This is a genomic window from Chryseobacterium paridis, assembly GCF_016595215.1.
In the GTDB taxonomy this organism is placed as follows: Bacteria; Bacteroidota; Bacteroidia; order Flavobacteriales; family Weeksellaceae; genus Chryseobacterium; species Chryseobacterium paridis.
In genome coordinates this window covers 153,492-168,798 of the sequence record NZ_JAENHK010000005.1, presented here as the reverse complement: position 1 = coordinate 168,798, position 15,307 = coordinate 153,492, and the positions used below count along the sequence as shown (strand labels likewise).

At 32.5% G+C, this 15,307-nt stretch carries 15 protein-coding genes and 1 tRNA gene; 5 read left to right on the top strand and 11 right to left on the bottom strand.

Annotation, left to right across the window (positions count from 1 at the left end; genetic code table 11):
- Positions 1-29 precede the first annotated feature (29 nt).
- Positions 30-1,136 (bottom strand): DUF4861 family protein, encoded by a 1,107-nt coding sequence (locus JHL15_RS05830; RefSeq protein ID WP_200244134.1) that lies wholly within the window; start codon positions 1,134-1,136, stop codon positions 30-32.
- 12 nt (positions 1,137-1,148) lie between these two features.
- Positions 1,149-2,336, bottom strand: coding sequence for a glycoside hydrolase family 88 protein (locus JHL15_RS05825; RefSeq protein WP_200244132.1), 1,188 nt, complete (start codon positions 2,334-2,336; stop codon positions 1,149-1,151).
- A gap of 309 nt (positions 2,337-2,645) precedes the next feature.
- On the opposite strand from JHL15_RS05825, the gene JHL15_RS05820 reads away from it, so the two are divergent.
- Positions 2,646-3,377 (top strand): hypothetical protein, encoded by a 732-nt coding sequence (locus JHL15_RS05820; protein WP_200244129.1) that lies wholly within the window; start codon positions 2,646-2,648, stop codon positions 3,375-3,377.
- 272 nt (positions 3,378-3,649) lie between these two features.
- Positions 3,650-3,982, top strand: a complete 333-nt coding sequence (locus JHL15_RS05815) for a hypothetical protein (protein ID WP_200244127.1) — start codon at positions 3,650-3,652, stop codon at positions 3,980-3,982.
- Positions 3,983-4,452: 470 nt separating this feature from the next.
- Here the strand turns inward: JHL15_RS05815 and JHL15_RS05810 are convergent, their stop codons facing one another.
- The 9 genes from JHL15_RS05810 to JHL15_RS05770 all read right to left on the bottom strand — a co-directional run bounded on the left by JHL15_RS05810 (position 4,453) and on the right by JHL15_RS05770 (position 13,174).
- Entirely contained in the window at positions 4,453-4,929 is a 477-nt protein-coding gene (locus tag JHL15_RS05810; RefSeq protein ID WP_200244125.1) for a hypothetical protein, read from the bottom strand.
- A gap of 54 nt (positions 4,930-4,983) precedes the next feature.
- Positions 4,984-5,442: a hypothetical protein gene (locus tag JHL15_RS05805; protein WP_200244124.1), complete on the bottom strand. Its 459-nt coding sequence runs from the start codon at positions 5,440-5,442 to the stop codon at positions 4,984-4,986.
- Between the two features lie 27 nt (positions 5,443-5,469).
- Positions 5,470-6,636 carry a JAB-like toxin 1 domain-containing protein gene (locus JHL15_RS05800; protein WP_200244122.1) on the bottom strand — a complete coding sequence of 389 codons (1,167 nt, stop codon included), beginning with the start codon at positions 6,634-6,636 and terminating at the stop codon, positions 5,470-5,472.
- A 9-nt stretch (positions 6,637-6,645) separates the two neighbouring features.
- A complete protein-coding gene (locus tag JHL15_RS05795; RefSeq protein ID WP_234047695.1) occupies positions 6,646-7,764 on the bottom strand; it encodes a hypothetical protein in 1,119 nt (372 codons plus the stop codon).
- Positions 7,764-9,200 carry a hypothetical protein gene (locus JHL15_RS05790; RefSeq protein WP_200244120.1) on the bottom strand — a complete coding sequence of 479 codons (1,437 nt, stop codon included), beginning with the start codon at positions 9,198-9,200 and terminating at the stop codon, positions 7,764-7,766. Before JHL15_RS05790 ends, JHL15_RS05795 begins: the two co-directional genes overlap by 1 nt.
- A gap of 184 nt (positions 9,201-9,384) precedes the next feature.
- Positions 9,385-10,482, bottom strand: coding sequence for a hypothetical protein (locus JHL15_RS05785; protein WP_200244119.1), 1,098 nt, complete (start codon positions 10,480-10,482; stop codon positions 9,385-9,387).
- An 11-nt stretch (positions 10,483-10,493) separates the two neighbouring features.
- A complete protein-coding gene (locus tag JHL15_RS05780) occupies positions 10,494-11,651 on the bottom strand; it encodes a hypothetical protein (RefSeq protein WP_200244117.1) in 1,158 nt (385 codons plus the stop codon).
- A gap of 364 nt (positions 11,652-12,015) precedes the next feature.
- Positions 12,016-12,102: transfer RNA gene (locus JHL15_RS05775), tRNA-Ser, on the bottom strand.
- A gap of 55 nt (positions 12,103-12,157) precedes the next feature.
- The gene (locus tag JHL15_RS05770; protein WP_200244114.1) at positions 12,158-13,174 is read right to left on the bottom strand and encodes an asparaginase; all 1,017 of its coding nucleotides are present in this window, start codon (positions 13,172-13,174) and stop codon (positions 12,158-12,160) included.
- A 169-nt stretch (positions 13,175-13,343) separates the two neighbouring features.
- Between JHL15_RS05770 and JHL15_RS05765 the strand changes: the two genes are divergently transcribed.
- Genes JHL15_RS05765 through JHL15_RS05755 form a run of 3 tightly spaced genes read left to right on the top strand, consistent with a single transcriptional unit; the run spans position 13,344 to position 15,294 of the window.
- A complete protein-coding gene (locus tag JHL15_RS05765) occupies positions 13,344-14,000 on the top strand; it encodes a TrmH family RNA methyltransferase (protein WP_200244480.1) in 657 nt (218 codons plus the stop codon).
- A gap of 59 nt (positions 14,001-14,059) precedes the next feature.
- Entirely contained in the window at positions 14,060-14,449 is a 390-nt protein-coding gene (locus JHL15_RS05760) for a hypothetical protein (RefSeq protein ID WP_200244113.1), read from the top strand.
- The gene (locus tag JHL15_RS05755; RefSeq protein WP_200244112.1) at positions 14,449-15,294 is read left to right on the top strand and encodes a hypothetical protein; all 846 of its coding nucleotides are present in this window, start codon (positions 14,449-14,451) and stop codon (positions 15,292-15,294) included. Before JHL15_RS05760 ends, JHL15_RS05755 begins: the two co-directional genes overlap by 1 nt.
- Positions 15,295-15,307: the final 13 nt, after the last annotated feature.

The following is a 15,307-nucleotide window of genomic DNA, read 5'->3' as shown; positions in this document are numbered from 1 at the left end:
TCCTGATCATTTGATCAGGATTTTGTTTTTTATTTAGAAACCTGTATAGGGTATTTCAATTGTAAGGCAAACTCCTGAAGATATTTCTGCCAGTCCTGAGAAGAAGTAATTTTTCCTGCTTTATCCCAGACTGCTCCTGAATAGAATGTAACTGATTGATTACTTTTTAGAATAATTTCTGAGCCTAAATGTTGATTCTTATCTACAATATGATCATTAGTATCTGGAAAGAGAATGGCTGTTCCTACAATTCCATTTTTAGAATTTTCCGGCCAGTAAGCAGCTAAGTGATTGTTTTGATCTGATATTTTTTGGCCTTTACCATTCCAGTGAACAATCCCTGCAAAAACAGGAAGACTTGGCTTGCCTGAAAATTGATAGGTGACTACAGATTTATTAAGTTGGGAACCTGCATCAAGACTAATTCTTTTGGTTAAAGAAATATTATACCCATCTTTTTTTACTTGTGAATAGGTAAGCTCAAAAGTCATACGAAGTGGTCCATCTTCTATAATTTTGTACGAAGTATAATTTCCAAGATAAACAAAATGATCATTTATGAATGGGAGGATATCTCCGGCACCTAATGTGCTTCCAACCTGGAAGAAGTCAAGTCCATCTCCATTATCCTGATGATAATTATTTAATTTGTACCATTCATTGATGACCATTCGATCAGTTCTTTTAGCCCAGGCATCCATTCCCCATCCATTTTGTTCAGGAACTTTTTCGAGCTCCTTTCCATACATGCGGAAAGCTATTTTGTCATTTTCCCACGCAAAATCTCCTAATCGCTCAGGCACAAACCTTCCATATACTTTAGTATCTAAAGGTTTTATGGAACCCTCATAAAATTCTATATTTTTTATCTCTTTAGATTTAAAATCCTCCTGAATAAGAAGATCCCCATTCGAAAGCCATTGATAGGGGATCTCTTTTTTTGTTATAGTTTCGGTGATTTTAAAATTTTTACCAGAAAGAAACTTGATCTTTTTAGAAGGAATTTCTATAGATTGTAGGTCTCGTGAAATCTCCAGACTATTTGTAAGCCGGAGTTTATATAATAGAGTTGATTGCTGAGCATTAGATAATGAATTGAACCCCATCATTATTATGCTCCAATGTATTACTTTCATTCGCTTTATTTGTTATAAATACCAATCTTTATATCTTTTCAAGGCCTCCATATAATAATAATCAGCATAAATTAAAGGCACATCAATTTCTGAATGGAGTGGGAGTCCTCCTGTACTATGCATAAGAATGAATCCTCCATTTTCTCCTAACTTTGCATGGTATTGAGCTCCAGACAAACTGATAAGCATTTGGCGAGCATTATCTACATAATTTTTTCTTTCATCTGTTTTTACATATTGTCCCAATTCCAATAAGGCAGAAGCCATGATTGCTCCCGCGGAAGCGTCACGTGGAACATCAGGAATTTTTGGGTCGTTAAAATCCCAATAAGGGATTTTGTCTTTGGGCAGAGTAGGGTTATTTAGAATAAATTTTGCAATATTTCTGGCCTGATTCAGATATTTCTCATCTTTCGTAAAGCGGTACATCATAGTGTAGCCATACAAAGCCCATCCTTGCCCTCTAGCCCAGGCAGATGAATCAGAATATCCCTGAAAGGTCTTTTTACCTAAAACTTGACCAGTGTTGATATCATAGTCAATGACATGATAAGAACTATAGTCCGGACGAAAATGATTTTTGATTGTTGTATTCGCATGGGCAATGGCTATTTCCTTCAATTTTTTATCACCTCCATTCTGTGACGCCCAAACAAGCATTTCCAGATTCATCATATTGTCAATAATAACAGGACCTTTAAAGTCTGCCATTTTATCCCAAGACAAGATAGCTTGCATTCCGGGATGAAAACGAGTGGATAATGATTCGGCAGATGTAAGAATGATCTCCTTATATAATGGATCTTTAGTAATTCTGTAAGCATTCCCAAAGCTATTGAACATCATAAAACCAAGATCATGATCTCTTGTAAACGTTTTATTGGTTTCTATCAGGTGTAATGTCCTTTCGGCTTCTTTTTTAATTTCAGGATCGCTGGTTTGTTCATAAATCATCCATAAGGAGCCCGGGTAAAAGCCAGAACACCACCAGGTAATATCTCTTGTGGTAACCTGATTCGAAGAAGCATTATAAGATTGTGGCATTTTATCACGTGGAATGCCTTTCATCAGATATTTGTATTGCTTATTGGCAAATTGATACTCACTCTGGATAAGTTTCGACATTGGTTGCTTATTTTGTGCAAATGTTATGGTGTTGATAGCCAATAAAGTAGCTGTTATTAATCTTTGTAAAGGCATAAATTATTCAGATTATACAGTACAATTTAATTAAATTTCGTGAATTGTATTAAAATTTTACTTTAAAGAAGGGATTTTATATGCAATTCAACATCATTTATTAAAGAAATAAACTAATCTTACTGATGAATTATTATTAATGATAATAGTGGAAATGAGATGATTTTTTTCTTATCTTTGAGTATATCATTGATATTATTCTGGTTAAGAATAGAGCAGTTGAATCAGGTTGTGCCAAAATTTGTTTTTTATCATTCAGGTTATTTGTAATTTAATTATATATATTAATCTTAAATACCCAATCAAATTATGAAAAAATCAATTATTCTCTTCTGTTTATGCACATCAGCCTTTTATTACTCACAGGTTGGTATCGGAACAACAAACCCTCAGGCAGTTTTACATGTTGACGGAGCAAAAGATAATGCAGTTACTGGAGCTCCAACTGCAACCCAGGCAGCCAATGATTTTGTAGTGACGTCTACTGGTAATGTAGGTATAGGAAATGTTGATCCTCAAAGGTCATTAGACGTAGATGCCAAAAATCAAAGTTTAAGAGTCCGAAATTTAATCAGACAGGTACCTATGAGTTATGATATTTTAACAAGAGATATAGCTACTAGTGATGTTGTTGCAACATCATATAGCTATACTGAAGCTGTAACAGTCGCAGCAGGAGCGAGTGCAACAGTTACAGTACCGGCGACAGTAAATATAGCTACCGGACTTTTTATTGTAAAATCAATAAATGGTTGTAACAGGGCAATGATAACTAGTTTTGTGTATAATGGTCTATCTCTGGGATATGTATCTGGAGTAGCTAGAGATAAAATTGGAAACCCAACCATAGCCCCAATACCCACTTCTGCCAATACCTCTGGAACGTGGTCTGTTACTTTTTCTAATGTCACAAACTGTGCAGATGGAGGAACAGGAACACAGTTTGATTTTACTGTTGTAAAACCAACAGCAGATTCTTATACCATTACTAACAATGGGAATATAGCAAAGACATATCAATTGACTGTTAGTCGTTTGTAAGATAAATACACGTAAATGTATTTTTTACGATATTTAAATAAAAAAAATAAAGCGCTGAATTTCAGTGCTTTTATTTTTGAAAAGAGATCATACTTTAGAAGAAAGTTTTTATTTGAACTTATGATCCAAAAGATTGAAAATTGTGTTACTAATAGGATTCGTGGTGAGTCATTTCTCCAATTTGATTAAATTATTTTGATAATCTTTTTTTGGTTATTCACATTTGGCTTGTTTTATGTTATATTTATTACATCAATTTTAAAAATGAAAATATGAAAAAGAAGTTATTGGGCTTATTAGCCTTTGGTTTATTTACAACAGCTATTCATGCTCAGGAAACTGTAAAAAAAGAAGCTAAGAATGTTGGCAATGCAATTGAAAAAGGAGCAAAAGCAACAGGAGAAGGGGTGAAAGATGGTGCAGATTGGGTTGGTAAGACCGCAACTAAAGGGGCAAAAGCTACAAAAAAAGGAGTTAAAAAAGGCACAAAATGGGTTGGTAAAACCGCAACCAAAGGTGCAAAAAGTGTTAAAAACACCGCTGTAAAAGGTGCAGATGCAGTTTCAGATGGCTATAAAGATGTAAAGGCAGATTTAAAAAAATAAATTTTCACGGAAAATAAAAAAAGCGGCTTCGGTTAATGAAGCCGTTTTTTGTTTTTTTTTTCGTTATAATACATTTATAAACTATGTAGCTCGGTTTTTTAAAAATGAAAAATAATTTAGTTAAGGATATTATGACTGTGACAGTATCATTGCCTAGCTTTACTTACAAAGTTACTGTTACAGGAAGAAATTCTTAAATAAATAGAGAAATAAGCATAGGCTCTTACCATATTTACAGAAACTAAAAAAACTTCTCTCGAAATGGGAGAAATTTTAAATGCTTTACTTTCGTAAGAACATATATGGGATATTTTACGTATTAAACAACTGATAATCAGAAGTGTGTGTGGTCCAAATGGCAGATTGAATATTTTAGCAAAGAAATGAATCTAGGTGTTAAAAATTTAAGCTTTAAAAGAGTCAATATTATTTTAATATTAAAAACTAAATATCCGTATAGTATACAAGTTTTATTCTTCTTCAGAATCCTCATCAGAAATCTCTTGTTCGTCAGAGGAACTTTCTTCGTTGGTGTTATTCTCAGGTATATAAATGGTTTTATTACCATATCCACATCCCCCTTTATTTAACAAAGTGACTTTATATTCATAACCGGCATCACTTGTGAAAGAGCAAGAACCAGTTGAAATATCTTCGGGGCTAAAATGTGAATCATCTAACCAGCCTCCATTTGGCCAGTTAATTTGAATTAATTCTCCATTGTCCACTTCTACATCTAAAGTATATGTACTAGAAGTGCCTGTCTTATAATAAAAATAATCAATTTCAGCACAATATGTACCATCAATCACTGACTCTTCGTTTTCTTCATTATCAAGCTCACTATCTATACTTTCAGAAATATTGTAAGTGTTTGTGTTTGGCTGATTTTTTTTCTCCGAACAAGAAAAAACAATAATAAGAATGAATAACAAGTAATATTTCATGATATAGAATTTGCAGTAATCCAAACAAATTTCAAATTCATATTTAATTTAATTTCATCTGTGAACATTCCCTCTAATAGAGTCTTTCAATACTAGATTTTTACCTTTAATTTTATAAATATATTCTGGATACATTGCATCGTTTATTACAAAATCTTTTTGAGTAAATTTTTCCAAGTCTTTTTGAAAATATTTTTTTACAAAATTTTTTCCTATCCTGTCTTTATCTATAATGTATGTAGCTTTCAATGACTCATCTCTATAAATACCATAGAGATTTTTCTCTTCAAGATTTATCCCAATAGGACTAAGAGAAACAGATAGGGTACTGTCCTGATAAAAATAAACTTCATAAACATAAATTGAATTCTCAGGGGTTTCTTTAAATGGATTTTTTTTCTGGTAATCTATAAGAACGTTATATAGATTATCATTTAAATCCATATTGTTTTTTTTCTCTTCACATGAAGTAAACAAGAAAAAAACAAAAGCTAAAATTACTGTAATTTTCATTATTCTGAATCTTAAATTATTGTTTATTTACCTAGCAAGCTTAATTCCTGTAGGGGTAACATTATATAGATTTCCTGATTTTGGAAAATAGGTTTGATATTTGTAATTGATTGGTTTGCCAGTACCATTTCCCCTTACATTATAATAATCCCCAGAAATTTTTGTTCTTCCATTTTGTTCTTTAAAGCCCATAGAGTTTATTTCTGTAAAACTGCTATCATAAGTATCTTTGCTAGGATGATTATGTTTTAGTTTTATTTCACTTCCTTCTGCAACACCAATTTGATTCATACCTGGTGATCTTTCGTCCGAATTGTACGTTTGTAGAGAAATAAATTTTTTATCGTTTATTTTAAAGTCAGTCAATGAAAATTCAACTGTAGAATTTTTGGCTGAGAAATCAAACAACTTAGACATATCATTTTGGGTAGATTCCGTACTTTCTTTTATAGCTTGGTGATAAGCTGGATAGCTATCAGAAGTGTTCCCATCTCTGAGATACTGTAACTGACCTACAGTACCTTTTTCCACTGTTACAACGTTGTTTTTATCAACATTCCCTTTTTTATCCGTAGCAAACAATCTGTCATCATTTCTTTTTTCACTTCCATCCTTAGGGTCAACTCTGGTAACAGAACCATCTTTTAAAAGTTTATAATCAGTAAGAGGAGCTCTCCCGTCTGGGTCAACATTGCTTATAGGATTATTAAATACAAAATTGTACGGAGACCAACTACTAAATTCCTCACTCAACGGGTCAGGAGAAAACCATCTCCCTGCCGTATCTAAGTAGGGTTGAGTATCTGGGTCACTTAAATCTATTTCTCTGAATTCAACAATCTCTTTGGTTTTCCTGTTAAATCTTACAGAGCCTATATTGACAATAGAATCTTTATCGTGGAACTCTAAATATTTTCCTTTGCTTAAAGTAGCTACTTTAGGATAGTACCCATATTTCTTAAATGGATTTCCTGCTTCAATGTTCTTTCTTCTCCTTTCAGCTTCCTCAGGAGTTAAAGGCTCTCTACTTTTCAAAACCTCATCCATGTAAGGTCTGTTTCTTTCCTCTTTAGTCAGCTTTACAGGATTGATGTATTGTTTCTCTGCCTTTGGTTTATTGTGGGAGTTACTTTTTACTTGTCCTTGTGTAAATCCTGCCACAAGTACAAAAGTAGTGAGTACAATTCTTTTCATAGTCATTTGTTACTTCGTAAAGTTATTCAATAATTTTTTATTCTCGTATTTTTCTCTTTCTGTTTTTAAGGAAGTTAGCCAATCCAAATACATTTCCTCTGGCATCTGACGATAACCCGTGTCATAGATATGAGCATATTCTTTGGTCATTATCTCCATGAGTTCTTTAGCTTTTGGGTCTTGTTGAACTTTTTTAATGTTTTCAGTATTATTGGAACTCAAATTTTGTTTATCCATTAGCCTTTCAAACTGTTCTTTGTGAGTTTCAGCTTTTAGAATAAGAGCTTTTGCAAAGTTTGGATAAACTTCTAAAGCTCTATTTATGGTCTTTAATACAAACTCTCCATCATTGTCAGGAAAATTTCTGTTGTATGCCTGTGCTAAATCAAACAGGCATAAAGCTAGGCTTTCTTTATTGTTCAATGCCTTCATAAACACTCCATTTTTAATAGCATCTAAATGAATGTAACCAGAAGCCATTAACCACGAATCCTGTGGAAATATACCACTTGTAAGCTCTGTATTATACCACCCATCGGATTTGATTTGATGCTTAATATAAACATGATTAGGTGCTAATGCCAGATTGGCTTCAACTCCCAATTCTTCTGCTAATATCTTATACAAATAGGGCATGGAATTACAATTTCCTTTTTTGGTAGCCAAAAGTTTTGAAACAAATAAATTAGTAATGTCTTTGTGTCCAAATACATCCTCAAAATCATAATTGAAAGGTTTGTACTGGATTACTGTATCTTTTATAGCAATAGGAAGAGTCTGGCACATGATAGAATAGACTGCTGCATATTTGCTTACCTTATCTTTATCTGATTGCTTATAGGTAAGGTCTCTGCTCTTAATAATAGCATTGGCAAAACCCTTTAAAAAGGCTATTTCTCCGTTTAATTTCTCTGTATCTAACTTACCCTGATAATAAGCATTTTCAACACTAAATACAGCCTCTTTGAAGCTGTATTGCTGTTTGTCATTCAGCATATTATCAATAGTTTGATAAGCATCATTGTAAAACTGATTGCTTTGGGCTTTTGCCATCCCTGTATTCAACCAAACAAGTAGTATAGATAAAAGGAATGTATTCCTATACGAATATGATAAATATTTTTTCATTATAATTTACTTGGGTCAATTGGTGTGTATTTAGGTTTTTGTTCTTGTGTCTTTCTTTGAGTTTCCTGCTGTTTTTGCTTTTGCTTTTCAGCATTAACTTGTCTCATTCTTTCAGCAAGTTCTTCACTTTTCTGTCTGTTGGCTTCTCCTTTCATATTACCCAACCACTGTTCATAAGCTCCTTCGGGCATCATAACAAATCCCAAATTATCAATAGTATTAAACTGGGCTTTAGTTTCCTGCAATAAAGCTATTGCCTGAGGATAAAATCTTATCTTTTTAAGGTCTTCTGGATTCTCTAAATCTGTAACTCCTAATTGACCAGCTACATAAGCTAATCTTGCCTGTTGATACATAGATTTAAGCTGATTAGCATAAATGTTATTGGGTGAGTATTCCAAAGCCTTATCTAATGTGTTCCCTACAAACTCATCCATTCCGTATTTGTGAATGTATCCATTGGCTAAGTCAGCATAGAATTGTGCTAAAAGTTCTTTTTTGCTTAGATTTTTCATGTAGATGTCATTCTGCAAAGCTTCGGATTTGATGTATCCAGATTCCAGAATTAAAGAATTGGCTGTAAAAATACCATTGGTAAGCTCTGCATTTTGCCATTCTCCCTCACCATCCAAAAACTTGATATAAGTATGATTAGGTGCATAAGCTAAAGAGGCTTCTGTATTCATTTCTTCTGCCAACATCAGATACAACAATGGCATTGAATGGCATTGTCCTGAACCTGTTTTGAGCAGTTTGGAGACAAACATCTTTGAATGGTCTTTTTGACCCATATAATCCTCAAAATCGTATTTGTAAGCTTTATGCTGAACTCCTCCCAGTTTCATGTTTTTTGAGAAATATTCAAATATCATCAGATTCTTGTCTGTGTTGCTTTCTGTATCTTCTTTTCTTTCCTTCATTTTCTGCAAGAGCTGTTTTGCAGTTTTCTGAATTCCTGATTTGAACTGATTGAAGTTTTGTTTGTTATTGTAGTAAGCATTTTCCACAATAAAATTGGCTTCACTTACGGAGTAGTTGTCAGTATTGAGTGAGGCTAATTGATTATAAGCATCATAATAGGATTGAGTTCCTGCTTTTCCTGATAAAGAGGGTAAATTATAAGAAGAATCCTCTGAGGATTGTAATCTTGTGTATTCTTGCTGTTTGGCTATAAGCTCCTGTTCCTGATTAGCTCTTTTAAAGTCCTCCTGAACCATTCTCTGGTTCTGCTGGTCTACCTGTGAGCTTTTTTGATTATACAAACCACCATGAGGAATAGAGGGAACAACTGACCTTGCTGAACTTCCATAGTTTGAATTTGAAAAGTTACCCAGATTACTTTGGTTAGGAGCTTGGGAGGTGGGAAAATTATGAATCTGTCCCAGTCCACAAACACTTATACACAGCAAAGGCAAAACCTGTAGTTTTTTCATCATAAATACTCTTTTTCTTGTGCTTATTAAGGGCTTGCAATTTTACAAAATTTCAATGACTTGTGAAAATTAAAGCCAGTCTTAAACACTCATAGCATTAATTTAGCCAAAGGTAGATAAGGATAACGACAAAACCTGTCGTGTGACTAAATTAATACTGTGAGAATTTTATAAATGCAATGGAACCCTATTCTGTTTCGGTTATCAACTCAATGATTTCATTTGTTGGTTTTTGCACTTCCGATAAATTTTCAACCCAGACAACTTTTTCTCTATCTGTTATTACTGGCTCATTAATTATGGTTAATTCTCCTTCTTTATTAAAATCCCGAGCCAACAAAGTCCATTTTATAGTAATTTTATCTTTATTAGAAAAAGGTTTTAAATAAAATTTAAACCATTTGTTATCATTTTGAATTAATGGAGAATTTTTTACTGGAAAGTACTTTATTAATTTTTCATCTTCATAAGCATATGTAGTTCTATTATCCCTCATATGTGTTTTAACTTCGTTCGATAGCATCCAAGGAATGTCAAAGCCATCATCAACTGTTTTGATATTATCTGAAATCTGCAAACTTAATTTCCAATCCTCTATTACCATAGCTCCAGTGTTCTCAATAATTATTTCAACTTCACACCAGCTATGATTAATTTTATTGGATTGGAAAGGCATCAAAGGTTTTTCCCACATCCATGATGGTGCTAATATTGGTTTTGCACCATGTTTATACTTTGTGATTACATTTTCAAATTTTGGATTCACAATCATTTCTTTATTGTTAAAGTAATTAATGAAAATCTCAACATCAAATTTATCTCTAAAATTATGTTCTTTTACATACCAATTAAAAGTTTCTCTGTTTTCCTCTATTAAATCTGTAATGTCTTCCCAGCAAAAAAGTAAAATTTTAAATCCATTATTGCTTCTACTTTCTATATCTTTTTCTCTAACATATTGTTCAGCTTTAATATCTTTATTTGCTGTTGTAGCAATAATAAAAACATCTAAAGCTGGAGAAAAAGTTTTAGCTTTTTCTATTTCATTTTGAATTTCATTAGTCTCAAGTTTTGCACCCGTATAATCATCTTTTCCTTTAGCTTGAATTCCAAAATAATTTATCTTTCCTTTAGGAACCCCGTAAACATCAATTCCAGCTTGAGGTTGTCCAAGTCTTCCATTTTTTTTAATCTCATGTGGAATTTCCCACAATTCACCCCATAATTTTTTACATAAACTTTCAAAATCTTGCCAGTTTTCAGGTTTCCTTAGAGTCTTTTTCAATGTTAAATGTTTTATAATTGTTTAACTATTATTTTTTTTAATACTTCTTGACTAACTTTTCTAACTATATAACCAGTCCATTCTATAAGATTTATATCGAATGGTAAAGGGTAGAGTTTACAACCATTTTTATCACTATCAGAAATTTGTGGTAATGAGATTCCAGCATAGTATCTTTCATTTCTTACTCCACTATGAAGGTATTTACTTCTATCAACATAATATTCATCAAAAACCTTTTTTAAAGAATCATTTAAATGAAGTTCCACAAGGCTTAAAACTCTTTTTCTGATTGAATATAATGGCTGGTTACAACACTTACATATATCACCCATTGTAAAATTAATTTCTGTAAGAACTTCAATGCATGACATGAAATACGTAATAGTAATTTCTTCTGGCATTCTTGCAGTTTGCAAGTTTAAACCATTAACGTAATGATGACTTGCTCTCAATAGTTTTAAAATTGAATCATCTTTTAATTGAGGGATTTTTTCAAGTGCTTCAAGTACATATTCAGGTAATAAGAAATGATTATTTTCAATTGGATACTCATCAATCCAATCTAAATCACATTGAAATTTATTAGCAACTGTTATACTTGTTCTTTTTTTTAATAAAGATGTTTTCGTATGTTCAAATTTTGAATTGGTTTGGGTAGAAAGTATTGATGTAATTTTATCTACAATTAAAAGTACCTCTTCTTGCAATTGTTCTTTAGAATAGGCATTATGTACAATTTCTATATATTGTTTATCCTTAATACAGTAAATAGAAACATTTTTAGATTGATAAGGATGGAGATAAGAAACACCAAAAAGAGAGCTAATGTCAAATTCTAAAGCAATTATAAATTCTTCTTTTAAAATTAGATTTCTTCTTTTATTGATTTCTTCAAAGAAATCAGATTCTTCTTTTGTGATACTTTCCTTTTGGGTTATAAAGATAACAGAAGAAATCTGACTCTTTGTTTTTCTTACAAAAGAAACATTATAGTCACCAACCCCATGAATTGATACACCACCAACATTGATTAAATTATTCATTTTAAATGGAGAGTATTGCCAACTCATTTTAGTTTTCTCTAAAATAGAAGCCCATATCTTCATCAATTCTTCGTTTGTAGACTCAATATCCTTTGATGTTATTTTAAATTCATATTTATTCATAATTGTTAGCTGTTGTAGCTCATAAATATAAAGACAATCTTTAAAATTTAAAACTACTTTTTATATGTTTCTAACATACCTATATGAACAACAAGCCCCTCCTATTGTTGTAGCTTTGGTGGTACCCCCTCTTTTTGAAATCGGGCTTATTTCTATTTATTTGAAAAAATATAAAATATTTTTAGTTTGGAGATTTTTCGAAAGATGTAGCAGTAAGTTTTGAATCTAAAAAATTACCAAATGTGATACTGAGATAAGAAATCACTATATTTGCTATATAAGAAATGTAGGGAAAATGTGGGGAAGAAAACTTTAATAAAAAACAAAACCCACTGATTATCAGTGGGTTTATGTTTGATACTTGCAGAGAGGAAGGGATTCGAACCCTCGATACAGTTACCCGTATACTACCTTTCCAGGGTAGCTCCTTCAACCACTCGGACACCTCTCTATTTCGAGATTGCAAAAGTAATGTATTTTCTCGAACTAACAAATATTTTAAGAGATTAGTCTGTAATTTCTCCACATAAACTTTTAGAGAAATTATCAGCAAAACTACCCGAGTACTTTGGGTTACCTACCAAATGCATAGCCTTGGTAATTGCAGTTTCCGCTGTCATATCTTTTCCGCTAATAGCTCCTATTCTTGAAAAAATGTTGCTGTTTTCATATTTTCCAAATGAGATACCTCCTGATATACACTGGCTTACCACTACTATTTCAGTTCCATTATTCCTGATCTCCTCAAGTGTTTGCTGTGTTTTTTCACTGCTGAAAATGGTTCCTGAACCAAAGACCTGAAGAATAAGAACCTTCATTTTAGGTATTTCTTTAAAATGACTCAGATGCATTCCTGGAAAAATTCTCCAGAATAAAATATCTTCAGAAATGTGGTCATCAACATGAAATTCTACAGAAGGGTCACAACGATGCAGATTATCTTTTACAATATTTAAGTGAACTCCCGATTGACCGAGAATAGGATAATTAGGACTTGCATAAGCATCAAAATACTCTGCCGAATATTTCAGCGTTCTGTTTCCTCTTAATAATTTATATTCGAAATAGATGGCAACCTCTTGAATAACGGCTTTATCATTTTCATATAAACTGGCATAATATAAACTCGTTAAAAGGTTTTCCTTGGCATCAGTTCTTAGATCTCCGATGGGCAACTGTGATCCTGTAAGGATAACAGGCTTCTTCAGCCCTTTTAGCATGAAACTTAAAGCAGAAGCTGTATAAGACATGGTATCAGTTCCATGAAGGACTAAAAAACCATCATATTGATCATAATTCTTGTGGATATAGTGCGCAATGATTTTCCATTCTTCTGGTCCCATATCTGAAGAATCCAGAGGTTCTGCGAAAGGATGTACAAAAACTTCACATTCCATTAGTTTCATTTCGGGCATCTTTTCGAAGATATTTCCAAAATCAAATGCTCGAAGGCTTCCGGTTTCATAATCTTTCTCCATACCAATGGTACCACCTGTATATATCAACAGAACTTTTCGTTTCATGTATTACTTTTTATTAAGAAGTTGAACCCCGCTCGGGTTTATAAACTCAAAATTACGTTAATTTGCAAAGATTTGAAAATGAATGAAACGCTTATGAAAGAATTTTATAAAAATAAAGTTGTAATTGTAGGTGTTTTATCAGGCTATCTAAAAAAATAACAGAATGGAGATGAAAGATTTAGCACAAACTTTTGAATATTTAAAACAGTTCCTAACAGATGAAAGACTAAGAAAGATTGAACATTTTTCCCAGGATAGTTCAGACTTTGTTCTTCCTGTAATGGAAGATATTTATCAGTTTAGAAATGCGGCGGCTATTGTAAGATCTGTTGAAGCATGTGGGTTTCACAAAGTGGTGGCAATGGAAGAGGAGAATGTTTTTAATCCTAACCTTACAGTAACGAAGGGTGCAGAAACATGGGTAGAAGTAAAAAAAATGCCCAAGAACATCGTTTCGCTTCAGGAAATTAAAAATGAAGGATATAAAATTTTAGCTGTTTCACCTGAAAAGAATGCGGTAATGCTTCCTGATTATCACATTACAGAGCCTATTGCCTTGGTTTTTGGAACTGAACTGGAAGGGGTTTCAGAAGAGGTACTTGATTTTGCAGATGAGACATTGGCAATCCCAATGTATGGTTTCACCAAAAGTTTTAATGTGTCAGTTGCTGCTGGTATCTGTATGTATGAACTGAAACAAAAACTTCTCAGATCAGGTATTGAATATAAACTCAATGAAGAAAAGCTTCTGAGAATGAAAATTCGTTGGGCAGTTAATTCTATAAGAAGTGGTCATGAAATATTGGAGCATTATTTAAAAGCATAAATCTTGTTATCTATCTGATGAAAAAATATACCAAACACCTATTTATCTTTTCCTTTGTAATGTCTCTGATAAGTCTGCTTATCATAGAAAAAGGCTATAAGGAAATGTATCCTTTTTATAGCTGGAAATTATTTACAGTACCTAGTGGGGGAGAAGCCACTGAAGATCAGTATAGATTATATGGAATTATCGGTCAGGATACAATACGAATTCTAAATACGCCTGCTCGTAGTTATGAAGCTAGTTATAAAGCGGTAATTGTTGGTACTTATGGAAAAAAAATAGATGAAAATGATGATAGAGAGACTAACAAGGCAAAACTATTAATCTTCGCTAAAGATACGGAGCCCAAATACAAAGAATTTTTGTTATACAAGGAAACTTATCGTCCTAAAGAAATTGGTGAAGCAAAAATGAATATTAATAAAAAACTAATTATAAAACTGTAATGAATTATCCACAACTTACTGTATTTAATTATAAAGTTTCTTATTATGTTTTAAGACTTTTTGGTCTGTATTGGCTTATCGAACAATATCTGACATTCATTAAACTGAAAGGGAGACCTGCGGTTATTTATGAGCCTGCTTTTAGACTTGAAAAATTAATGTTTCCGGAATTTCCAAGCACATTTGTTTTTGCTGGTCTTTTGATAGCCTGTGCGGCTCTTCTGATCATTACGCTTTTTAAGCCATCTTATATTTTGAATGCTCTGATATTTCTGTTAGTTGCAATTATTAATTTACCAATTTCAGCTAATTTTGGAGTTCACCATGACGGACATACCATAATTCTTGGCTTTTTTCTCACCATTTTTCTTTTGCCGAAGAACCTGGAAGATAAAGACTATAAACTTATTCAATACTTTTATTTGGGGATTCTGATGACTTACTCGTTAGCAGGCATGGGTAAAATTCTTGGAACCATAAAGAATGTAGTCAAAAACACAGATAAATTAACATGGCTGGATAAGGATGCTGCAAAGCTGAATACTTATGATAATTATTGGATGGCAGATGTGGATATTCCTGCTGTATTTAAGAGTATCTATGCCTATGATAATTTTTGGGTAATACTAACTGTTATTGGTATATTAACTCAATTCTTGTGTTTTCTGGGAGCTTTTAATAGAAAGTTACTTACTTTCTTTCTGATTTTCCTCTATATCTTTCATGTATATACAGCTATGTTTGTTTTGGCGGATTTTGAAAATGCCAATTATTTTTTGATTGTTATTTTCTTTCCTTACCATCTTTTACAGCCGTTATTCAAGAAAAAGTATGCTGTGAGTTAATTATTAAAAAGTG